The sequence below is a fragment of the Methanobacterium sp. SMA-27 genome, assembly GCF_000744455.1.
Taxonomy (GTDB): Archaea; Methanobacteriota; Methanobacteria; order Methanobacteriales; family Methanobacteriaceae; genus Methanobacterium_B.
Genome location: NZ_JQLY01000001.1, coordinates 2,460,637 through 2,484,725 on the forward strand (window position 1 = coordinate 2,460,637; position 24,089 = coordinate 2,484,725).

Below are 24,089 nucleotides of genomic sequence, written 5' to 3' on the forward strand. Positions count from 1 at the left end.
AAATATTTATTATTTGGAAGGTTAATTGTATATCTATAACATGATTTTATAATCCACAAATATCCTTCGGATGATGGATTTCAAACTATGTTAAATATATACACCAAGACCGTTCAAAAAACAAGATTTAAAAGTTAAGAAAATTAATATAAAATACAGGTGTTGCCAATGAGGGAGGATATTGAAAGGAACGAGCGTATTATTGCTGCTCTTCCTACAAGGGCACAAACATGTGTCATAAAGAATAACGGAATATTTGAAAGGTTCTCACACGAAAAGATAGTTAAATCATGCCTTATGGTGGGTGCTCCATTATGGGCTGCGGAGAAGATTTCTTCGTACGTTGCAAAGTCGGCATATGATGGTGTATCCACAGCTGAGATAAAGATACTGGTCTATGATTGCCTTAAAAGGGTAGATAGAAAAATTGCTGACAAGTATCTGGCATCCAATGCTCTTAGGGTAAGAACTTCGAGGGATACAATAGAACCATTTGATCAGAGAAAGATTGAAAAGACTCTTATTATTGAAACTGATGCTTCTGGAGAACTAGCTAGAAAGATTGCTACCGAAACATGGAAAGAGCTTAAAAAACTTGATGTGGATTATTTAACAGCTCCAATGATAAGGGAAATTGTAAACACTAAACTTGTAGAATACGGTCTAGAAACACTACGTAAGAAGTATACAAGGCTTGGTATACCGGTATACAACATCACTAACCTAATACGAAATGGTTCTCGTGATAACGCTAACATGATACACAACCCTGAAACTGTGCATAAGTACGTTGCAGACGAAGCACTGAAACAATATGCTTTGCTAAGAATCCTTCCAAACGAACTTGCAGATGCTCATTTAGGTGGAGATATACATATTCATGACTTGGAGTTCTTTGCGGGCCGTCCTATAAATTGTTTGCAGCATGATTTACGTTTGTTTATTAAACATGGGCTTAAAGTGGATGGTACGGGTGATCATACGTCTGTTGCGGGCCCTCCTAATCATATTGAGACTCTTATGAATCATTCTGGAGAGATTATGCTTGCTGCTCAGCAGAATATGAGTGGTGGACAGTCTATGAGTCTTTGGAATGTTTTTGTGGCTCCTTTTGCTGCGGGCCAGCCGTATGAGAAGGTAAAACAGGCTGTTCAGATGTTTATCTATAATTTGAATATGGCTTATGCTGCTCGTGGTTCTCAGGTTCCTTTTACCTCTATTAACCTTGAATTCAGTGTTCCCAAGTTTTTGGAGGATGTAACTGCTTATGGTCCTAAAGGTAAAAATGTAGGTGTTTATGGGGACTTTGAAGAGGAAACACGATTGTTGCAACGTGCTTTTACTGAGACTTTGCTTGAAGGTGATTCTGATGGTAAACCTCATCTTTTCCCGAATACTATCTATGTTTTAAGGGATAAGATTCTTAATGGAGGATTTGAAGAGGATATTAGACGTGTACATGAGCTTTCAGCCAAGTATGGTACTGCTTACTTTGTGAATATGCTTCCAAAGTACAGGGGTAATATGGCTAATTATATGGGCTGCAGAACCTCATTAAGTGATAATTGGACTGGTGACTGGGATAAGGATTGTTTCAGAACAGGTAACTTGGCTTATGTTACTTTGAACCTTCCTAGGATTGCCTATAACTCCCGGGATGATGATGATGTCTTTGATTATTTGGACTCTTATATGAGTATCGGTGAAGAGGTGTTGATGCTCAGGCGTGAGCAGGCTTTGAATTGTCTGGATAATTATAATTTACTCCCATTTTTAACTCAGGAGGCTGATGAGGAACGTTATTATCAGGTGGATAATTCAACACTTTCATTTGGTTTTGTGGGTCTTAATGAGATGTTACTGGCCCATTGTGGTGAGGGTATTGAGGATCCGGATGCTAGGAACTTTGGTATTAAGGTAGTTAAGTATATGAATAAGCGTACGGAGGAGTTGAAGAAGGAAACTGGTTTGAGGTGGACAGTTCTTCAGACGCCGGCTGAGTCTACTGCTTATCGTTTTGCAACGTTAGATAAGGAGAAGTTTGGTGATAGGGCGATTTTACAGGGTGATGAGTTGGCTTCTTATTATACTAATTCTTCCCATGTTCCTGTGAATTCGGATGTTTTGTTGCCTGAGAAAATTAAAATAGAGGAGAAATTCCATCCTATAACGTTGGGTGGTCATATTTTCCACGCCTTTATGGGTGAGGCGTATTCAGATCCTGATTCTTTGATGAGTCTCACCAATAAGATCGCGAAGAAAAGTGATATTGGATTTTGGGCCTACAGTTCTGCACTTAGCTTCTGTATTAAGTGTAAAACACTTATGAAAGGTCTTCAAACAAAATGTGGAACTTGTGGTGAAGAAACAGAAGTTGAATGGTACGATCGTATCACAGGATATGTTCAACAAGTAGGAAGGTCTAGATCAGCATCGGGCGGTTGGAATCCTGGTAAAATGAGGGAACTAATGGATAGAAAGAGGTTTTAACTGTCTATAAATTTTTTATATTTTTTTTTAAGGATTATTTTTTTTGAAACTAATAACGGAGAAGTTGAGATGACAGCTGAAGCTGACGAATAGAAACTACTGAAGAGAATGAAAGAACTTCATAGAGAAATAGATGTGATGAAAGATAATAAATTAGATTGTCTGAAATCAATTTGGATTACATCAAAAATGAACTTTTTACTCTGGATTTTATGAAAACTCAAGACAGATTTTTCAAGTTTTGAAAAGATGATTAAATCTACAAGTTTCAAAATAGAAAATGAGATTGAATTTAGGGATGCAACAGACACAGTTGAGTGGAATCAGTACATTATGAAAAATACTGAATTTAAAAATTGGAATGAAATGTTACGAACCGCAGTGATTGATAGGGCAACTAGAAAGTTTATGGTTAAAACATTGTTGTAATTTTTGAAACTTTTAATATAATTGAAAATCTATGTAATATTTTGATATTATGAATTTTTAATAAATGTTTGTGATGATTTATGGATCAGAATGTAGTTTACCAAAGGATCAATGAACTGTGCAATGCTTTCAAAGAAAAACAGATTGAGATATTTCACTGGCTTCATCAGCATCCCGAACTTGCCTTTCAAGAGTTTCAGTCAGGACAGTATATTGTAGATTGTCTAAATGAAATAAATGGAATTGAAGTAGTCTATCCTATTGCGAAAACAGGAATCAAAGCAGTGCTTCACGGTGAAAATCCAGGACCTACAGTTTCATTACGAGCTGACTTTGATGCATTGCCAGTAAAAGAAGAAACAAACCTAGATTATGCATCAAAGTCTAAAGGGATATATAATGGACAGAAGACCTATGTAGCTCATGCGTGTGGTCATGATGCAAGTGCTTCATCTGCATTAGGTACTGCGAAAGTTTTAAGTCAACTTAAAAATGAGTTAAATGGTAAAGTTGTTTTCTTATTCCAACCTGCAGAAGAGGGTGCACCTCAGGGTATGGTTGGTGGTGCTGAACTAATGGTTAAAGCAGGTGCCTTAAAAAACCCTGATGTTCACGCAATATTTGCACTACATCCTTACAGCAAAGCTTATCCTGGAAACGTGTTATTAAGTAAAGGGATCACACATGCAAGCTTAAACGATTTAATAATCAAAATCAAAGGGATCCAAGCTCATGGCTCAATGCCATGGGTGGGTAAGGATCCTATTTTGGCTGGAGCAGCAATCATAAATGCACTGCAGTCAATTATCAGTAGAGAAGTTGATCTAATGAGAGGTGCAGCTGTTATTACTGTAGGATACTTTCACGGAGGCATTAAAGTTAATATAATTCCTAAAACAGCTGAAATGGGTTTAACAATCAGATCTCTTGATGATAGTACACAAAAACTGCTTTTAAAACGTATAACTGAAGTTGCAGATTTAACTGCTAGAGCGCATGGGTGTGAGGTCGAAATTATCCCTGGACAACATGATCCATTGAACAGAAACAATAATGAACTATGCAAAAATATGCTACCAACTCTTCAAAGAGTTGCAGGAAAAGATAAACTCAATTATAAACATGCCACCACAGGTTCAGAAGATTTTTCATATTTCTCTCAGAAAATTCCTGGTTTATACTTGCATTTTGGAAGTGCACCTTTAGAATTTCCACTATCCCAATCAAAACCCAACCATCATCCTGGATTTCAAGTAGATGAGCTTGCTTTAAAATTTGCAACTAAATTAGAATGTAACTTATTATATGATTATCTTAGAAACAATTCCTAAATTTAAACTACTTAATCAATTTGAATAATCTTATTTTCTATTTTTGTATTCAAGAATGGTATGTACTGGAGAACCATTTTTGAATAGTATAGGCTTAGTTACTGATTCTGAAGAAGTTCCGAAGCCATGTGCTATCATCGTATGTCTTCCAGGTCCGCCTGCTACAACCAAAACTATATCTTGCGGTGAACGTGTTATAGGGACATTACCATCAATAATCCATTTATCATCAAGTTTCCTTCCTCCTTTGTCTCCATGTTCAATAGGAACAACAGAATTTTCATGCAAAAATTTTTTTACATCATATTTATTCAATCCGTCTTTTGAGATGGTTTCAGCATGTTCTGGGCTCATTATCACTAAGATTTCTCCAGGAACGTGGCTGTTGTTACATCCTGCTGTTGAAGCTGTGTGTGCTATTGTTTCCAAGAGATCTTCTGCATTTGTGCTTCGATGATCATTAACATTGTGAGGTGCTTCTACAGCAATAACTGTAGATGTACTTGTGTCTGGTTCAAAACCACGTTCAATATGTAATGATTCCCAGGGATTCTCAGATTCATTTTCGGCAAATACGTAGCTGTACTTGGCTGGGGATCCCATTGTAGAGTGGTCTCCAATCCCGGGAACAGCTCCTGCAATATTTATTAAACATAATCTTAATGCTCTACCTATACTGGCATTTGCAAGATTGCCTGGACCAAGACACCCTACACCACTTGCAGCGTCAATTTCTCTAGGAATGGGACCATTGAGGATCATGCATATAGAAACGGGATGGGTGGTTGCATTAACACTTGTAAGATTGAATTTTTTACTCGAAATTGCTTCTATCCCATGCTGTATTACTGGCATAAACTGTGGTTGACATCCTGCCATTACAGAATTGATTGCTACTTTTTCAACTGTGGCTTTTCCTTGTCTTGGCGGTAGTACTGCAATAATATCCTCTGAGGCAAGATCTGTATAATTTAGAAATTTTCTGATTCTTTCCCCAGTTGGTGGTATAATTGGGAGACCATCTGTCATTCTGCGAATGTAGAAATTGTAACTGGTTTTTTCAGGATCTGGATCTACAAAAACCTCAATATCATCTGTTCTATTTATACAGAGACGCTCATTTTTTACATCATTCGATTCTAGGATATCATCAATTGAACAACTGCAATTCTGCACATTTGAATGTAATTTATTATTTCTGGCCATGTTTTCACTTCATGGGATCTGTAGGATATATTTAAGTGAAGGGATAATGGGCAGTGTTTTTGTTTGGATTTCGTTGTTTGAAAGTCCAGCAATTGGATGTTTTACACTTAATATGCGAAGATCTTCTGCACCATGAGTTTTTGCAAGTTTATGTGCGAATGCCGTGAATTTTTCGGAACATATGGAGATGGTTGGCACTCCTTTATTCTCAAGACGTATTGCATCAAGGATTACCCAACTAGAACATGAACCACAGTCTCCAAGAGCAATCAAAGCAACTTCTCCTTCAGAAGCCATTTTAAGCTGATCCATAGTTGCAGGGGCCCCTGCAGGCTTTTTTACTGTAATAAATTTTCTTTTACCAAGGTTTCCTGCCAATGATGACAAAATAATATCTGCTCCTGGTTTTGTGTTATCCACTAATGAAATAAACTCGAAATCATGCGGAATTGGATTTAGATCTAGTTTAACTTGGTCTGTATCTCCTAGTGGATCTAGAGTATCCTTTTCAACAATTTTTACTTGCATTTTATCCCTTGTATTTATAAAACAAATTGAAGTTGAGTAAAAGTTTTTTTACTCTTCCAACCTAAATCTCTTAATCACTAGATCCTTATCAATTGATAAAACAAATGATGCAGCTCTAGGGCCTTGTTTTTTCCCGATTATCAGCTTGTAAATTGCTTGGAAAGCCTTTTGAGGTTTAATATTCAAGTCATGGATAATGGCGTACAATTCATCATGGAATTCCTCTGAGTTATAACTGCCATTTTCAAGAAGATATGCAACCTTTAACAAGAATTCTTTTTGTTCATCATTGATTTCAACTCTTGGAAGTTTGTTCAGTACCTGGAATTTTACAAATTCTGGTGCATAAAGTTCAAGCCAGTTTTTAACATGATTTATTCGGGTTTCCAGTTTTGCAACGTCAACATCATCAATTTCAGCGAACGTTTTTTCTGCCATAGATTTTGTTAGCTGCGAGTTTTTCTTTAATATATCAAAAACTTTCTCTGGATCATTGCCTTCTATCTGGTATGCAACAGTCATGAACCTGTATGACGGGTGAAAAGGCATGGATTCAGAAATTTCTATTTGTGATGCTTCGTATATTTTTTTAAGTTTTTGTTTCTCTTTATCTGAGGATGCTTCTTCTTCTCCATAGTATATACGTTCAACACGATCGTATTGTTCAATGAAATCTAAAAATGGCATTGATGGGTTGAAATCTTTATGTTTCAGCGGTTTGCTTCGGAATATAAAATAATTCAAAGTTTCTGGTTCAGCAATTTCTAGCCATTGTTTCGGTGTGAAAAATACTCCGTGAGATTTGGACATGGCTTCTCCCTTGAGTGTTATCCACTCGTATGGTACTGGATATGGTGCTTCGTAACCAAAGATATCCTTTGATATGATTTTACTCACATCGTATGAACCTCCACTTGCGGCATGATCCTTTCCAAAGGGTTCGCATGTTATTCCAAATATTTTCCACCTAGCAGCCCATTCAACACGCCATGTTAATTTTCCATTACCAGTTTTAATATCCATTTTGTCCTTATGACCGCATTTACAGCTGTAAAATACATTGTCACCATCGTAACTATGTGCATAAGTGGTGTTGACACGTCCACATTCCTGGCAAATAGGGTTATATGGGAGCCAATTTTCTTTTAAAGGATGTTCTCTGAATTTATTGAAAATTTCCCTGATTTTTGAGGCTTTTTCAAGAGCAATTCTGATATATTCATCGTACATCCCTTCTTTGTACATTTTGGCACCAGAATAAACTTCTAGTTCTATCCCAAATTTTTCAAGTAGGCTTAGAAGGGGTTTTTCAAAGTGTTCAACAAAGTTGGAACAACATCCTTCTGGACAAGGTATTTTGGAGTAGGGTATGCCCAAATATTTTTCATAGGACTCTGGAAGAGGGTAAGGAACCTTCCTCAATGGGTCATGATCATCTGCTATCCATATGGTCTTTGAATTAGTTTCCATTTTTTTAAGGGCTTTGGTCACAGCATTGGCTATAAATATGTCACATGAATTTCCAATATGTATAGATCCTGATATGGATGTTCCACTAGCAACAACATGCTCTGGCACATCCTTTTCATTTAATTCGTCTGCGATCCTTGCGATCCAGTGTTTCAATAACATCACCTTTATAGATTATAATAAATTATGAAAATATTTGTAAGATTTATTTAATCATTTATTTCAATTGAATAAAATGATATTGATATAAATCAAATGACTATTTTTTTAACAATATTGGTAAAGATATCCTCATTCCAATTAAAAGTATTTCTTGTCACTTATAAAAATAAATAAAATTAAGATCTAAAAAATAGATCTTAGAATAAAATGCTATATTGTTTAATTAAGATAAAAAAAGGATGGATCTTAGTCGAATACATCCTGACTAGCATCGTCCAACCATTCATTGACCAGTTTAACTGCACAGTAACTACCGCACATTGTACAAGTATCAGGGTCTTCTGGAGGTTTAGCATCCCTAATTGCTCTGGCATCTGCAGGACAGATTGCAGCTGCATACTGGCCTTCCCAATCGAGTTTTTTACGAGCATTTGCCATAACTAGGTCTAGTTCACCATTATGTATTCCTTTGGCCATATCACCTACGTAAGCTCCAATCCTGCTGGCTATAAGTCCTTCTTTAACATCTTCAGGTCCTGGAAGTGCAAGGTGTTCAGCAGGTGTAACATAACATATGAAATCAGCTCCAGCAGAAGCTGACTGTGCAGCACCTATTGAAGATACTATATGATCATAGGCAGGAGCAATGTCTGTTACTATTGGTCCAAGCATGTAAAATGGAGCATTATTACATAATTTTTTCTGCACCATAACATTGGTTGCTATTTCCTTCAAAGGAATATGTCCCGGTCCTTCTACAATTGTCTGAACTCCTCTTTCCCTTGCTCTATCGACCAGTTCACCAAGAATAATTAATTCCTGAACCTGTGCCCTGTCCGTTGAATCTGCTATCGCACCTGCCCTCATACCATTTGCAAGGCTTATAACGAAATCATATTCTTTAGCAATGTCAAGTACGTATTCATAGTTCTTATATAATGGATTTTCAACTTCATTGTGAACCATCCATGCTGACATGAATGCTCCACCACGACTTACAAGACCACCTTCACGGCCCTGCCTCTTAAGCCTTTTAAGGGTTTCTTTATTGACAGAACAGTGTATTGCCATGAAATCTATACCGTCTTTAGCCTGTTTTTCTATGGCCTTAAAGACAGCATCTTCCTCCATATATATTGCAGCTCCATGTTCCCTTATACATTCAATGGATGCCTGATAAAGAGGCACACTTCCAACTGGTAGATCAGATATGCTTAGTATTTTTCTTCTAATGGCATCCAAGTCTCCACCAACACTGAGCTCCATAAGGGTATCTGCCTGGTTTTCCATAGCTATCATGGCTTTTTTAACTTCCATATCCATATCATTTATATCTGTGGAAGTTCCAATTGTAGCATTTACCTTAGTTCTTAGACCTGCTCCAATACCCACCGGTTTAACATCTCTTCCAACGTTGTTTGGGATCGCTATTGTTCCCTGAGCAACTGATTTTCTGATAAACTCTTCGTCAACATTTTCGATTTTTGCAACCGCTTTCATTTGTTCTGTTATTATGCCCTTTCTTGCATCGTCCATCTGTGTCATAGAATCACCATTCACTTTTTAATTATTACTTCCCAAAGATTCTCTCTGTTCAGTTTAAATATCAAAATCATTCTAAAGCTTTAATTTATAATTAGCTTCACATCAAAATCTATGATTTTACTTTATACTCAACATAAAAATAGGTGTTGTTAAAGATACATGTAACAAACCAAGGATCACTATGTCGAATGATACTATTAACTTAGTCTTTTTATATTTTACTAGGTTTTCTATTTGATTTTCTGAATATTATATTATGTTTTATTCTACCAAATTAAATCTATTTCCACATCATTTCCATTCGATCTCTAACCATATTTTCATTGGGTACATTTGTTTGACATCCTTCAGCTTCCACAATAAATGATGCAACTGAAGAAGCAAATTTACCACAAGTTTCCAGGTCTTCTCCATTTAAATATGCATTTAAAAATCCTGCACGATATGAGTCACCTGCACCAGTTGGGTCAACAGTATCTCGGATTATGGCATCTATTTTTATTTCTTCATCTGTGCATATTGAACTTCCATCTTTACCATGGGTTGTAACAACAATATCCGGTCCAAAATTTATTAGGTCGTCTATAGTCATATTCAAGGTTTCCTGTATCCTTTTTATTTCATGATGGTTTCCAAATAGTATATTACATATTTTTAATACTTCTTCTAGTTCATTTTTGGAATACATGTGAAGATCCTGTCCTGGATCGAAGGATATGAGCTTTCCTAATTTATGGGCAACTTCGCCAGATCTTCTATTAAATCCAGGATCTCCTGTTGCAAGATGTACCGCATTAACAGAGTCAATTGCTTTTTGTGGCGGTTCTGAATTTTTAAATTGAGATGCTGCACCCCAATAGAAATAGCTTATCTGGTCATTATTGGAATCTGTTAGAACGAACGCAGTTGGAGTCTTTTCATCTTCAATAACTATCATATTTTCTGTATCAATATTGAGATTTTTTAGTTTATCCTCATATTCTGATCTTATGAAATCATTACCCACCGCAGATATTAGTGACGATTTAAGTCCTAAAGTTGATGCAACAACTGCTACATTTGCTGCAGCCCCACCAAATAATGTACGCATTTTGTTAATTGCTGTGGAAGTATTAGGTTGTGGGAACTCATTTACTTGTATTATATAATCAAATGCTGTATGCCCAATTGCTAGTAAATCTGATTTATTGCTCAATCAATCACCCGCCATATTTTTATTTTTGGAATATTTAAAATTAACCTAATTGTATTGTTAAAATAACTTCAGAAATTAGGAAATAAATTAAACTAAAGTCATAAAGAATTTAATCCAAATTTAGGAATATTATACAATATTAAATTCTAATAAAGCCTGAATTTTCTACTATTTTCTGTCCATTTCCAGTTATAAAATCTACAAAATCTTTTAAAACACGATTTTCCGTGTTACATAAAACAAGACTAATTAAATGTTTTGTTTCATTTTTTAAAATATCTGATCCTTCTGTAAAACTATTATTAAGAAATGTGTAGAGTTTATCGTTATTTTGAATTGTTTTTAATGCATTATATGGGGATTTAACCAATTCTACTATTTGGTAGTTAATTTTCATATTGTCCATGGTATTCCATGCCAAACGCTGTGATGAACCTTGTATTTCTAAAAAATTTTTTCCATTAATATCATTTATTCCTTGGATTTTTCTTTGATTTTTTGATACAAGAACCAGATAATCGTATGCAATTGGTATGAATTCTAAATCATGCATGAATGCCCTCACAGGATCATCAAGCGTTAAAATATCTACCATATCCTTTCTTGCAAGTTTTAAAGCGCTTTCGTCATCGGTTTGATATATGGTTACTTCAAGTTGATATTCAGTTGCTAGAGCTTCAACAAGTCCTGCTGAGATATATCCTCCGCAAATAACGGGTTTATCCCTTTCTTCCAGCCGTATCATATAATTCTCATATTTTTTTAATATTTTATACCCATTTTCTGTCAAACCAGAACCTGCTCCTGTTGTTTCCACCAATCTTAAACCAAATTTTTCTTCAGATTCTCTAATGCGTCTATTTAAAACAGAGTGAGAAATTCCAAGCCTTTTTGCAGCTTCTCGCTGTGACCATGTATTAGATACACATTTAAGTGTTTCAAAAATTTTATAACTGAATTCATGACCATTAATAACCATATTTAGTTTGGGAGAATACTTCATAAGACCACTTTAAAGGAAAGGTATTTGCATTTAAAATTTATGTTATATTTGTTTTCCAATCTATCTATTTCCATTATAGGGTTTTAATTTTTATATGATGATCTACTTGAAATAAATATAAGAACTATAACATTATTGATTATCACATTAAATAAAAAATGAATTAATTGGAATATATCTTGATTGAAGGTTATTCAGGAATTGTATTTAATACGTTAAATAATCTGTTATTTAAAAACAATAAACATTCTTATATGGTGGACAAATGATATTAAACGATGCAATAGAAGAAATAGTAGAAAATATAATGGCAGTTTCGGCTGAAACTAAAAAACAAAGTATTATAGAAATGATGGAAATTTTAACATCCTCCAAGAATGTTTTCCTTCTTGGCCAAGGTAGGTCCGGTCTAGTTGCAAGGGCATTTGCAATGCGTCTAATGCATCTTGGAATAAGTGTTTATGTGGTTGGAGAAACAATCACTCCGGCCATAGATGATGATGATTGTCTTCTGGCAATTTCAGGATCTGGAGAAACAAGTTACATAATAAGTACTGCAAAGATCGCAAAGAAAAGAGGTTCAAAAATTGTTGCAGTGACATCCTATGATGATTCAACCCTTGGAAAAATGGCAGATCTAGTTATACACATCAAAGGCCGTACTAAAGTTGATTCTGAAAAAAATTATATAAAACGGCAGATGAATGGAAAGCATTTGTCACTTTCCCCACTGGGTACTTTATTCGAAGTATCAACACTTATATTCTTAGATGCGCTTATAGCTCAACTAATGAATAAATTGGGAAAAACAGAGGATGATCTGAAAAAGAGGCATACTGTACTTGAATAATTTTAAATAGGGAATTGAACCTATTTTTTTAAAAAAAAAATATCAAAATTACCTTATGAATTCTAATATTTTTTCTTAAATACCATTTTGTTCCAATTTTGATTGACAATAATACATTAATTTGATACCATTCAATCATTTAATCATGATTATGAATAATTGGAAATAAAAAAAAAGATTAGGAATAAAAGGTAAAATGGAATTAATCTATTAAAAAGAATTATAATAATAGGTTTTTTTTATCATAATTTAAGAAGTTATTGAGGTAATAATATGCCTGCGATGTTTAAAGAGGTTAAAGCTACAAGAATAGGTAAAGAAACTTTTGAATTAGATGAAAAGGTAGTCATTGATGAAGAAGTCGAAATAATAGTGAATGAAATGGCTTTTGGCAGATTTTCACTTAGTCCAACATTTTTGAAGGAATTTATAGTTGGATATCTCATGGGTGAGGGTCTTATTGACACTTTGGATAATATAAAATTAATCGACTTAGAGGAAAACACTATCAAGGTTGAAATAGATCTGTTTGACTTTGACATAAGAAGGGAAATGGTAATGAGTTCGGACTGTTTTGGAGGATGGAGAAATAGAATAGAATTTGTTAAAGAAGTCAAATCAGATTACACAGTTTCTAAAGACAAAATATTGGATGCTTTTGAAAGATTAAGGAAAGAATCAACTGTTTGGAAGGAAACAGGAGGCACACACATAGCAGCCATAGTGACAGAAAACACATTTATTGCAATAGAAGATGTAAGTCGGCATGTTGCAATTGATAAAGTAATGGGGGCAGCTGTTCTAAAAGGAATAGATATATCCCGGAGTTTTATTGCATGCAGTGGTAGAATGCCATCTGACATGGTTATGAAGGTTGCAAGAGTGGGAATACCAATATTAACTTCCAAAGCAGCACCAACGGCTTCAGGCTACACTGCAGGACAGAAATCAGGTATAACCCTTGTAGGGTTTGTCAGAGGCAAGAGATTCAATTTGTATACTCATCCCAAAAGAATTTCGGTTAATTGATACAATTTGGAGGAATAGAATGGGAAAGGATTTAAAGGAAATTTTTTCAACTTATAAATATAATGAATCTGATCTGATACAACATCACTAGATATCCAGACTAACTATGGATATCTATCTGAAAATTCTATTATACAAGTTTCTAAGTTTACAGGAGTTCCTGAAAGTGAAGTATATGGGGTTGCAACATTTTACACCCAGTTTCCGATTTTCTCCTATTGGAAAAAAATATTTAATGGCATGGTGTTCCTTTGCCTAACATTTTAACCAATCCTGCGGTGGATTATAGTATTAGGAATCCTGAATTGAAGTTCTGTGCTGTCAGAATTGATAAAGATAAAAAAAGACTTCTTCTTACGATTAATAGTATTGTTTTTTAGAAATAGAATTTTTATATTTGTAGATTATTTTTCATATAAGAGATCAATTTTATTTATTTTATTTTTTTATTTTTTTTAGTCTGGATATTTCAAGTAAGATTTTATTATTGAATGTAAATCTTCATCCGAATTTCATTTTTGGGACTTATATATGTATTTAAAATAGATTTAACATTTAATAGAATTAGAACCGGATTTTCAAAGGGATATTTGCCCACTTTCATTGTTTTAACTACACATCATTATATAAATATTCCGCTTTGATTTTTGATGAAAATATATATATCCTACTACATAAGTGTAATTAACACCCATGGTTTCCACATGCCCGAAACACATAATCTCAGGGTTGAAATATTTAGCAGCAGTAGAACTAAGAAAGAAAGGACATAATCAAAGAGATAGCAGAAAAACTCGATATGGATAGATCAACAGTTTCCCATTATCTAAATGGTAGGAATGTATTTTGGAACTCCATAGAGATAGCAGAAGTTATAAAAAACATATGTCCCAAGGATAAAAAAAGATATTAAGTAGGGATATAGAGTTAATCTGTGAAAAATTGAGGGCGGTGAAAATATGCATATAGAATGGAAAGTTGTTTTAACTGGTTTAATAATAGCAATAATACTTGGTTTAATCCTTGGAAGTGTTGCAGGATCCTGGGGGGCATTGATTGGATATTTTGTAGCGGCTATATACGTTGGTTATATCGTTGGCGGAGATTCTCTGAATGGTGCTGTACACGGAGCACTTGTGTGTGTTATTGCAGCAACAATAGTTGGTGCAATTTTATTGGGGGCAGAAGGAGCAGCAGGGGCAGCAGTTGGAATCCTCGGGGCAATTAGTGGAGTAATCGGAGGCATAATGGGGGTTATGTTAAAGGGATCTGATTAGTGCCCCATGGTCACTCACCAATATTTTGTATTTTTTTTGTCTATAATATTAATTCATATTATTATCCTGTATTGAAGTGTAAGACGTTGATGAAGGGTATTTCAAACACGTTGTGGGACTTGTTGTGAGGAAACTGGGGTTGAATAGTAGATCGGATCACGAGATATGTTTCAAACGTTAGTAGGGGCCGATGCCACAGCGAAGGCTGGAACCCGGGAAAAATAAAGAACTTGAAGACAGAAAACGATTCTAAAACTATATTTTTTCCCTACTTTTTTTAGCCATTATTTTATTAATTATTCATGATCTCAACTATTTAGTAAGTCGAAAACTAATTACTTCGAAATTTGATTAAAAATTCCTAAAAATTGGAATAAAGGGTAGGAATCCTTTAAAAAAAAGAAATAAATTAAAATTAACTCAGGGATTTTGGGATGTGATCAGGTTATGATTTCTTCTAACCTGTCGTCTTTTATACCATTTTTGATTTCCAATGCCATTCTACGCCCCATGCTTAATGGTTCTCCATAAAGGAGGTAACTGTAGGCTGATCCGTTCATGAAGGTGTTTGTTCCGCCGTCAGACCGAGCACTCATCTCAAACACTATTACTTCAAGGTCATCGTTAACCAAGGTCTGCATACAGAAAGGACCGTTAAATCCTGGTGGGACTAATCCTTTGGCACCTTCGGTGATCTTGTCTCCTATATCAAATACTTGTGGGAGTAATGATTCCCTCATAACTACTGGATGATTTCCAGTAATGACGTATGATGGGTCTACCCCTATATCGAGCTGATCCTTAGCAGGTACTCTGGTTAAACCATCTATGGTGGATTCATATCTACTATCAATTCCTAAGAGTTCTACTTCATCTTTTAATCCAGAAAAGAAGTAATGAATACAGTAGTTACATCCTAATACATATTCTTCGATGTGTGCATCCTTTACATCCATTTCTTCAATCCATTTTCGTGCTAGCATTGCCTCAATTTTTTGGTCAAATTCCTCAGTTGAGTTGGCAACGAAGTATCCTCTTCCTCCTCTGGCTCCGGGGAACTTAACCATCACTGTGCCGTCAATTTTTGAAGGGCTGCTTATCTTTTGAGGAATTCTAACACCTGACTCGGTCATCAATTTCCTTTCCAGATCCCTTTCTGCTTCCCATCTTAAAATATCTCTGTTTCCAAACATGGGAACATTAAAAATAGTTTCAATGTTATCTAATCCAGCATATGCTACAAATGATCCATGTGGAAACACAATACTGTTCATGTCTATTAATTGCTGCTGAACATCATCATTAACTATGTCACTAAACTTATCAACCATTATATATTCATCAGCAACATTAAATCTTTTATAAGGAACTTCGCGTCCTTTTTCACACACTACAGCAGTTTTAAATCCCTCTGCTTTTGCTCCCTGAAACATGTGCAATGATGAATGACTTCCTAAAGTTGCTATAGTTATATCTTCCTTGTTGTATCCATCCAAAATATCAAGAATTCCCTGCCTGTTTATTTTACTCATTTCTTGAATCCCTCCAAATTTCTTTAAATAGATATGGATACATTCTGATAGTTATCTTTTTCTACTTGTTGCATCGTATGATAAATCACATAAGAAACTCATATAAAATAATAACCATAAAAAAAATTTTTAGATCCAAATTTGAAATCAAAAGAATTAGAAAAGTATTGGAATAATTAATGAAGTTGAGTTATATTACCTTCAACTAAAACTTTGATTTTACCCTCATAAAGGTCTATTATTAGGCCATGTATAGGAACATCCTCAGGAATAAATGGTGATTCTTTTATTTTTTCCACTACTTCGACCACATTCTCCTCTTCACCATCAATTGCCCCTATCCAATCTTTAAGATCAATGTCAGAAAGTAATTTTTCATCCACACCCCTTTCTTTCATTGTATTTTCCAGTTTTTCTTGGTCAACATTTGCCATTCCACAATCATAGTGTCCAACTACCATTACTTCTTCTGCACCAAGTGCATAAATGGCTGCTGCAACAGATCTAATAACATCCCTATCAACCGCAGCATTACCTGCATTTTTAATTATTTTTGCATCTCCCCTTCCAATTCCCATTGCTGGCTCTAAAAACCCTGTAAGTCTAGTATCCATGCATGTTACAATGGCCAGCTTTTTTTGGGGAATATGGCTCATTTTTTTAGGTTCAAATTCTTTTACAAAATTTGCGTTATTCTTCATTACCTCATCAAGCATCATCTCAATCACCTTGAAAATAAATTTAAAAAAAATAAATAGAAGTGAGATAATTCTCACCTATATTTAATGTCTTTATTTGCTAGAGAGACATTTCTATCTCCTAAATAAATTATTCCTCACTAGGCTCTTTGTCTATTATTGAAAGAGGAGGTTTCTGATCTACATCATATCCTGGTTTGTAGTCGAACAATTCCTGGATCTGTATACCTATTTTATGCCAGATTCTTGCTAATGGAATCTCCGCAGGACATACCTCTTCGCACTGTCCGCAGTTGGTACATGAATCTGCTATATGTACCAATCTTATTAAGTGGAACATTGGTCCTGGTGGAAGTTCTCCTTTGGTCACCCATTCTGGAGACTCCATTTCCATGGTACACTCCACACAATGGCAGATAGGACAAGCTTCTCTGCAACCATAGCATTTTATACACTTATCAAATTCATCCATGTACTGATCAAGACTCAGTAACTCCCCGCTTTCTTCCTGGAAGTCTTTATCCTGCCATTTTTTGGCCAATTTGACCATGGTTGCATCGATAGTTGCACGTATTTCAATACCCTTTGGTACAGGATCCTTTACAGTTAATGCACCGGCTGATATAGCTTTATCAAGGATTTCTGCACCTTTATCTGAGAATACTTCTACGAATGTTGCTTTTCCGGCTAGCGGTCCTATTACTCCCCAGTTACCTAATGCCAGATCCGACATTAATGGTATGTTGGTTTCGCATCTTCTGCAGTTGGTTCTTCGGCCGAATCCTTCATCTTCAAGTTCATCTATACTTATTTCCTTTTCACCCTCTGCTGTTTCTATAACCAAATTTCCTTTGGTAATTTCTTCTTTAACAACGCTGTCAGGGTCGAGGTCGTAGAATTTTTCTATCATTTCCCGAGCCTGAACAGGTGGTAAAGTTCCACCACAGTTAACCCCAATCATAACAACATTGTCCCTGCTTATCTTCTTCCTCTTCATGAGCTCTACAATGGTCATTGCGTCGCATGGTTTGGTTGTGACAGCTAATTTCATGTCTTCAGCGCCTTTGAGGTACTTTTGAACGGTTTTTGCCATGTTCAGTGTACCGCAGTGTAGGGATCCTGCTGATTCTATGATTTTTTCAGGGTCGGTTATTAATGTGGGCACTGCATCGTACAGGTCTGCGCCTTTTTTCACGGCTAGAACTGCATCTACTATGCCTTTCTCAAGCATGAATTTTAATAATGAGGTTACTGCTCCACCGCATTCTCCACTTTCAGCTATTTCTTCGTCTGGAGAGAATGCATAATACATGTCGTTTACTTGAACCATGTTATCACCCAATCTCCGCCTTATTTGTTCTCCATGAGAAAGGACCAAGCTCTTTGACCTGCTCGCTTACGGTCTTCATGGCTTTGGCAAACTTTTCACCTTCAGAAGCAGAAATCCAATCCAAATAGAATCTTCCTTCATCAATACCCAAGGTACTTATAACCTTTTTCAAAGCACTTATCCGACGATCACATGCATAATTTCCTCTATCATAGTGACAGTCTCCAAAGTGGCATCCAGCAACCATAACTCCGTCTGCCCCTTCATCAAATGCTTTTAGAATGAATAGAGGGTTTATTCTTCCCGAACACATCACACGAATTATACGTACATTCGGGGGATATTGCATTCTTGCAGTACCTGCAGTGTCAGCTCCACCGTAGGAACACCAATTGCAACAAAATACTATTATTTTAGGATTCCATTCCATATGTTATCCTCCTATGAGTTAATTTATTAATAAATGGTTAACCATTGAAACTGTTTAATTTAAACAGTTTATGGGTTTTTTTAATACTCCATCAATATCATCTTAAATTTTAGAAAATTAATAAACCACATTTTGTAAAATACTAGACTCGAACCATTAAGAGGTGATTGAGCGAGAATCATTTTCAGGTACCTATTTCTTCTATTAATCAAAATGTGATTTACTAATGTTTACTGTAATTAAGATATAATGTGATCTTACAGTAACTCCATTTTTCCTTTTTTTTAAAAATTTAATGTATAGAAAGTGAGGTATTCCTCACCTTCTAACCACTAAGACCTATTTACCAGGCATTGTATAATAGGATAAAGGTGGTTTCTGTTCATCCATTCCTCTGTTGTATCCATAGGTTTCCTGTAGTTGAGAATTTATTTCATGCCAGATTTTTGCTAATGGAATCTCGGCAGGACATACTTCCTCGCACTGTCCGCAGTTGGTACAAGAATCCACCATATGAATCAACCTTTCCATGTGGAACATTGGTGATGGTGGAAGTTCACCTTTAGGTAGCCATTCAGGGCCGTTGCTTTCAAGAGTACATTCGGCACAGTAACAAATTGGGCAGGATTCCCTGCAACCGAAGCATTTTATGCATTTATCAAGTTCGTTCCTGTACTTCATCAGTGTGGTCATAATTTCCCCACCATCTTCCAGGAAATCCTTGGATTGCCATTTGTTTGCCAGCCTAACCATGGCTTTATCTATGGTTGCACGTATTTCAATACCCTTAGGTATAGGTGCCTGCACGTTTAATGCACCGGCTGATATGGCTTTATCGAGGATTTCTGCACCTTTATCTGAGAATACTTCTATAAAGGTTGCTTTTCCTGCTAGCGGTCCTATTACTCCCCAGTTACCTAATGCCAGATCTGACATTTTTGGTATATTGTTTTCACATCTTCTGCAGTTGGTTCTTCGACCGAATCCTTGATCCTCCAGCTCGTCTATACTTATTTCCTTTTCTTCATCTGCAGTCTCAATAATTAAATTTCCCTTTGCGATCTCCTCCTTCACAACGCTGTCAGGGTCGAGGTCGTAGAATTTTTCTATCATTTCACGAGCCTGAACTGGTGGTAATGTCCCTCCACAGTTAACCCCAACCATTATAACATTATCTGCATCTACTTTATCCCTTTTCATTAGCTCTACAAGGGTCATTGCATCACAAGGTTTGGTTGTAACGGCTAATTTAATGTCCTTTCCGCCTTTAAGATATTTTTCAACGGTTTTGGCCATGTTCAGTGTACCGCAGTGTAGGGATCCTGCTGATTCTATGATTTTTTCAGGGTCGGTTATTAATGTGGGCACTGCATCATACAGGTCTGCGCCTTTTTTCACGGCTAGAACTGCATCTACTATGCCTTCCTCAAGCATGAATTTCAGTATTGAGGTTACTGCTCCACCACATTCTCCACTTTCAGCAATTTCTTCGTTAGGAGACCATGCATAATACATATCGTTTACTTCAACCATTTGGATCACCCCATTTTCTCTAGGCTTGCTGCAGATACCTTGAATTCTGGCATTTTAGCTGCAGGATCTAATGCAAAACTTTGAGTTAATGTGTTGGCTGCACACTCCACAAAGTGGAATGGTACAAATATTATTCCTTTCATTATATCAGGAGTGACTCTGGCAGCAATTTCAATTACTCCACGTCTTGTCCTGACACGAATCATTTCTTTATTTTTTATTCCAAGTTCGGCTGCATCTTCTGTGTTGATTTCTACGTAACCTGTTGGAACTTCACGGTCGAGGGTCGCTGATCTTCTCGTCATACTACCAGTATGCCAGTGGAACAGAATACGTCCAGTTGTAAGTGTAAATGGATACTCTTCATCTGGAAGTTCAGCAGCTGCTATGAATTCGATTGGCATTAATACTCCAAGACCATCGGCAGTTGCAAACTGTTCTCCCCAAAGTATAGGAGTTCCAGGATGTGTTTCATCTGGGCATGGCCAGTGTAGAGCCTCTGGTTTGGACAGTCTTTCTTTGTTCATACCTGCATACTGAGGTGTGACAGTTCTTACTTCTTCAAAGATCTCCTGTGGTGAGTTATAGTTGAATAGGTCAGAGCCCATTCTTGTTGCAATATCGGAGATTATTTCCCAGTCAGCTCTTGCTTCACCCGGTGCGTCAACTGCTTTTCTTATGTACTGCACACGTCTTTCTGTGCTTGTGAATGTTCCGTCTTTTTCAGCCCACGAAGTTGCAGGAAGTACTACATCTGCTAGTGCTGCTGTTTCAGTCATGAAGATATCCTGTACAACTAAGAAGTCCAGGTTTTCAAGACCCGCACTAACGTGGCTAATATCAGGGTCTGAGACCATTGGGTTTTCACCCATTATATACATCCCCTTGATATCGCCATCGTATGCTCCGTTCATCATTTCAATTACAGTTATACCTGGTTTGCAGTTAAGATCTCCACATCCCCATGCAGTCCTCATCTTTCCGGCTATCTCTTCTTCTATGACTTTCTGGTATCCGGGGTAGCTTACTGGGAGTGCTCCCATATCACATGCTCCCTGAACGTTGTTTTGTCCCCTTAGGGGGTTAACTCCAGTACCCGGCCTTCCAATGTTACCTGTAATCATAGCAAGGTTCGATGTTGACATAACGTTGTCTGTACCTGTTGTATGTTGAGTTATACCCATAGAATAAACAATCGCTGCATTTTCTGCCTTTGCATACATGATTGCAGCTTCTTTAATCAGATCAGGTGATGCTTCAGTTATTTCTGCAACCTTGTCAAGAGGATAGTTTTTGACAACTTCTTTCAGTTCTTCAAAGTTTTTTGTCCTTTTTTCAATGAAATCTTTGTCTTCAAGTCCTTCTGAAATTATTACGTTCATCATGGCGTTCATTAATGCCACGTCTGTCCCTGACTTAAATGGTATATACAAGTCTGCTTTTTTAGCAGAAGGTGTGAATCTTGGATCTGCGACTATTAGTTTTGCTCCTCTAGCTTTTGCTTGTAATATTCTTCTCCACATAAGTGGATGTTGTTCTAGGGTGTTGGATCCTATTATAAAAATAACATCAGCAAATTCTATACTCTTAAGGGAGTTAGTCATAGCTCCTGACCCAAAGGTTTGGGCAAGTCCTGCAACCGTAGGGCCGTGACAAAGCCTTGCACAGTGGTCTATGTTGTGTGTTCCTACTACGGTACGCACAAGTTTCTGCATCAAGTAGTTTTCCTCATTTGTACATCTTGCAGATGAAAGAAATGCAAGAGATTCTGGATTTGTTTCTTTTAATTCGGTTAGTTTGGATGCAACAAGGTCTAATGCTTCGTCCCATGATGCTTCCCTAAATTCACCGCCTTCTTTGATTAATGGTGTAGTTAACCTGTCGTCTCTGTGAACAAACTCGTATGAAAAATTACCCTTAGGACATAATTTTCCTTCGTTTACTGGGTTCCTTTTCCATGGTTCGACACCTTCAAGTTTCCCGTCTACACTTACTAAATTAAATCCACATCCACATCCACAGTAGGGACATGTTGTTGGAGTATATTGGATATTCATTTTTTCCCTCCGAAATTGATTGATATAATATTGACATACAAAATTCCTTCAATTTACATGACTAATTCATATAGATTTTGGATTTAAGTATTTTCAAGTGATAAGTAATACGTGTTAAATGTGTGGTTTGACTATCATTTCCTGATAGAATGGGAGTTCCATTTCTCCAAAAAAAAATGAAAATGGAAAGATTTCACAAACCTTACCAATTTTTATATATTTACCTTTCTTTCTGCAATATCAAGTGGCTGTTTTGGTTCCTCTAATGTAGGTCCACCAGTAGATTGCAGCTACAAATATTCCTCCACCGATGATGTTACCTAGGGTAGCTGGTACCATGTTGTTTAGGAAGAACTGTGACCAGGTTACTCCACCTAGGAAAATTCCCATAGGTATAAAGAACATATTTGCAACAACGTGCTCAAATCCAATAGTTACGAAAGCCATTATTGGGAACCATATTCCAATTAATTTACCGATAATATCATCCGAGGCAATAGCGAGGTAAACTGCTAGACATACCAGCCAGTTACATCCAATAGCCCTAAAGAACACTTGTGTCCAAGTTAAAGACGTAACAGTTTTTCCTGCAGCTACAAACTGAGCACCACCAAGTGCTTTAGTTTTAGCAATAGTGATTGCACCTGCTGCCCAGGGGTCAGCTGTTAAAACACCAGTAAGATATGCAAGAACGTAAGCTACAAATAAAGCGCCTACAAGGTTAAAAACCCAGCTTCCTACCCAGTTACGGATAAGTCCAAACCAACTTGCTTTTCCTTCCAATATTCCAAAAGGCATATACATGTTGTTACCAGTAAACAGTTCAGAACCGGCTATAACGACCAGCATGAGCCCAACTGGGAAAGTTGCTCCAAATAATAATTTAACAAGTCCTGGAGGAGCACCAGCAGCTGCTAGGCCTCCTGTAGCGACTTCAGCTAAAAGTCCTCCAAAAGCAATATAAGCTCCTGCTAAGAAACTTAAAAGAATTAAATTGCTCATCGGAGATTTTTCTTTCAACGCTGCAATTCCAACACAAGCCTTGGCTGTGTCTGCAGGTGATTTAAACGACGATGCCATATTTTTCCCCCTTTTACATTATTCAACATTTCTTAATCACGTATTTCTGAATAATCACGAATTTTCCTGAAATAATCAATTCCCCTTAAGAGGATTAGTGATCTGAGGGTTGGTTTTAATTCTCCATGAATATTCATGATGTATTCATAAACATTCCTCTATTAATGTTTAATATAACCTTTATGAACAGGTAAGATTCCGAAAAGATTATAAGCGTTAAGTAGTTAAATTCATATCGTTAAGTAGGAAAAAGGGCATTTATTTACTAATTTTAGAAAAGAATTTAATTTTTGGGAAAAAGTTCAAAAAAGGATTAATAATTATAAAAAAATAATTTTTTAGGAATTATCCACAGCCCTTATTATTTTTTTCCTCTGATCTGTTCTTCTATTTCCTTTTGAATTTCTTTTTCATCTTTCCCTTTTATTTGTTCTTCTATTTCTTTTTCAATTTTGGCCTTAACTTGTCCTCTTATTTGTTCTTCTACTTCTTTTTCAATTTTGGCCTTAACTTGTCCTCTTATTTGCTCCTCTACTTCTGCTTCAATTTCGGCCTGAATTTTTCCCTTAATCTGCTCCCTGATTTCCTTTTCAAGTTCTTTTGTCATACACGTATCACCTAACTCTTATTTTAGACATTCTGTTAATATATTCTATTATCATATTAAAATATATAAAGATTTTTATTTCTTTATTTTGTAGAATAAACTACACTGATAGAGTATATAAATAAATCAGCTCATATTTAACATTAAAAAGTTTGGAAAACAAACTGATGATGAAAATGAAATAATAACTAAAACTGTTTTAATATTGTATCAGGTTTTTAAGAATTATCCTTTTTCTTTCTGTCTGGACTAACAACTATGTGATGTATCAAATTTTAACTTCGTAATTTCTAAGATTTACTATTGA

General features: G+C 36.0%; 21 protein-coding genes. 7 read left to right on the forward strand and 14 right to left on the reverse strand.

Annotated elements, in window-relative coordinates:
- Positions 1–168: 168 nt before the first annotated feature.
- From nrdD to DL91_RS12470, 3 genes are all read left to right on the forward strand, one after another.
- On the forward strand, positions 169–2,490 hold the full coding sequence (nrdD, locus tag DL91_RS12460; RefSeq protein ID WP_048192218.1) for an anaerobic ribonucleoside-triphosphate reductase: 2,322 nt from the start codon (positions 169–171) through the stop codon (positions 2,488–2,490).
- A 249-nt stretch (positions 2,491–2,739) separates the two neighbouring features.
- Positions 2,740–2,919, forward strand: a complete 180-nt coding sequence (locus tag DL91_RS12465; RefSeq protein WP_052374406.1) for a hypothetical protein — start codon at positions 2,740–2,742, stop codon at positions 2,917–2,919.
- Positions 2,920–2,999: 80 nt separating this feature from the next.
- Positions 3,000–4,250 carry a M20 family metallopeptidase gene (locus DL91_RS12470; RefSeq protein WP_048192220.1) on the forward strand — a complete coding sequence of 417 codons (1,251 nt, stop codon included), beginning with the start codon at positions 3,000–3,002 and terminating at the stop codon, positions 4,248–4,250.
- A 30-nt stretch (positions 4,251–4,280) separates the two neighbouring features.
- On the opposite strand, the gene DL91_RS12475 is transcribed toward DL91_RS12470, so the two are convergent.
- The 6 genes from DL91_RS12475 to DL91_RS12500 all read right to left on the reverse strand — a co-directional run bounded on the left by DL91_RS12475 (position 4,281) and on the right by DL91_RS12500 (position 11,359).
- Positions 4,281–5,456 (reverse strand): hypothetical protein, encoded by a 1,176-nt coding sequence (locus DL91_RS12475; RefSeq protein WP_052374407.1) that lies wholly within the window; start codon positions 5,454–5,456, stop codon positions 4,281–4,283.
- A 9-nt stretch (positions 5,457–5,465) separates the two neighbouring features.
- On the reverse strand, positions 5,466–5,984 hold the full coding sequence (locus tag DL91_RS12480) for a UGSC family (seleno)protein (protein ID WP_048192222.1): 519 nt from the start codon (positions 5,982–5,984) through the stop codon (positions 5,466–5,468).
- 48 nt (positions 5,985–6,032) lie between these two features.
- Positions 6,033–7,610 carry a lysine--tRNA ligase gene (lysS, locus tag DL91_RS12485; protein ID WP_048192224.1) on the reverse strand — a complete coding sequence of 526 codons (1,578 nt, stop codon included), beginning with the start codon at positions 7,608–7,610 and terminating at the stop codon, positions 6,033–6,035.
- Between the two features lie 252 nt (positions 7,611–7,862).
- A complete protein-coding gene (gene thiC / locus DL91_RS12490) occupies positions 7,863–9,161 on the reverse strand; it encodes a phosphomethylpyrimidine synthase (protein WP_048192226.1) in 1,299 nt (432 codons plus the stop codon).
- Positions 9,162–9,441: 280 nt separating this feature from the next.
- Positions 9,442–10,356: a carbohydrate kinase family protein gene (locus DL91_RS12495; RefSeq protein WP_048192228.1), complete on the reverse strand. Its 915-nt coding sequence runs from the start codon at positions 10,354–10,356 to the stop codon at positions 9,442–9,444.
- A gap of 139 nt (positions 10,357–10,495) precedes the next feature.
- Entirely contained in the window at positions 10,496–11,359 is an 864-nt protein-coding gene (locus DL91_RS12500; protein ID WP_048192230.1) for a LysR family transcriptional regulator, read from the reverse strand.
- Between the two features lie 265 nt (positions 11,360–11,624).
- On the opposite strand from DL91_RS12500, the gene hxlB reads away from it, so the two are divergent.
- The 4 genes from hxlB (at position 11,625) to DL91_RS12515 (ending at position 14,515) form a co-directional block, all read left to right on the forward strand.
- Positions 11,625–12,209, forward strand: a complete 585-nt coding sequence (gene hxlB, locus DL91_RS12505) for a 6-phospho-3-hexuloisomerase (protein WP_048192232.1) — start codon at positions 11,625–11,627, stop codon at positions 12,207–12,209.
- A gap of 273 nt (positions 12,210–12,482) precedes the next feature.
- Positions 12,483–13,238 carry a formate dehydrogenase accessory sulfurtransferase FdhD gene (gene fdhD, locus DL91_RS12510; protein WP_048192234.1) on the forward strand — a complete coding sequence of 252 codons (756 nt, stop codon included), beginning with the start codon at positions 12,483–12,485 and terminating at the stop codon, positions 13,236–13,238.
- 132 nt (positions 13,239–13,370) lie between these two features.
- A complete protein-coding gene (locus DL91_RS14550; protein ID WP_369792077.1) occupies positions 13,371–13,505 on the forward strand; it encodes a hypothetical protein in 135 nt (44 codons plus the stop codon).
- 692 nt (positions 13,506–14,197) lie between these two features.
- Positions 14,198–14,515, forward strand: a complete 318-nt coding sequence (locus DL91_RS12515; RefSeq protein WP_048192237.1) for a DUF5518 domain-containing protein — start codon at positions 14,198–14,200, stop codon at positions 14,513–14,515.
- A gap of 440 nt (positions 14,516–14,955) precedes the next feature.
- Here DL91_RS12515 and DL91_RS12520 read toward each other — a convergent pair whose 3' ends face one another.
- From DL91_RS12520 to DL91_RS12555, 8 genes are all read right to left on the reverse strand, one after another.
- Positions 14,956–16,047, reverse strand: a complete 1,092-nt coding sequence (locus tag DL91_RS12520; protein WP_048192239.1) for a formate--phosphoribosylaminoimidazolecarboxamide ligase — start codon at positions 16,045–16,047, stop codon at positions 14,956–14,958.
- 176 nt (positions 16,048–16,223) lie between these two features.
- The gene (locus DL91_RS12525) at positions 16,224–16,766 is read right to left on the reverse strand and encodes a carbonic anhydrase (RefSeq protein ID WP_048192241.1); all 543 of its coding nucleotides are present in this window, start codon (positions 16,764–16,766) and stop codon (positions 16,224–16,226) included.
- Positions 16,767–16,875: 109 nt separating this feature from the next.
- On the reverse strand, positions 16,876–18,075 hold the full coding sequence (locus DL91_RS12530) for a Coenzyme F420 hydrogenase/dehydrogenase, beta subunit C-terminal domain (RefSeq protein ID WP_048192242.1): 1,200 nt from the start codon (positions 18,073–18,075) through the stop codon (positions 16,876–16,878).
- 4 nt (positions 18,076–18,079) lie between these two features.
- Positions 18,080–18,505: a hydrogenase iron-sulfur subunit gene (locus tag DL91_RS12535; RefSeq protein WP_048192244.1), complete on the reverse strand. Its 426-nt coding sequence runs from the start codon at positions 18,503–18,505 to the stop codon at positions 18,080–18,082.
- A 339-nt stretch (positions 18,506–18,844) separates the two neighbouring features.
- On the reverse strand, positions 18,845–20,038 hold the full coding sequence (locus tag DL91_RS12540) for a Coenzyme F420 hydrogenase/dehydrogenase, beta subunit C-terminal domain (protein ID WP_048192246.1): 1,194 nt from the start codon (positions 20,036–20,038) through the stop codon (positions 18,845–18,847).
- A gap of 5 nt (positions 20,039–20,043) precedes the next feature.
- The gene (gene fdhF, locus DL91_RS12545) at positions 20,044–22,095 is read right to left on the reverse strand and encodes a formate dehydrogenase subunit alpha (RefSeq protein WP_048192247.1); all 2,052 of its coding nucleotides are present in this window, start codon (positions 22,093–22,095) and stop codon (positions 20,044–20,046) included.
- A gap of 240 nt (positions 22,096–22,335) precedes the next feature.
- Positions 22,336–23,175: a formate/nitrite transporter family protein gene (locus DL91_RS12550; RefSeq protein ID WP_048189686.1), complete on the reverse strand. Its 840-nt coding sequence runs from the start codon at positions 23,173–23,175 to the stop codon at positions 22,336–22,338.
- A 361-nt stretch (positions 23,176–23,536) separates the two neighbouring features.
- Complete coding sequence (locus DL91_RS12555) at positions 23,537–23,782, reverse strand: hypothetical protein (protein WP_048189687.1); 246 nt, start codon at positions 23,780–23,782, stop codon at positions 23,537–23,539.
- Between the last annotated feature and the right edge of the window lie 307 nt (positions 23,783–24,089).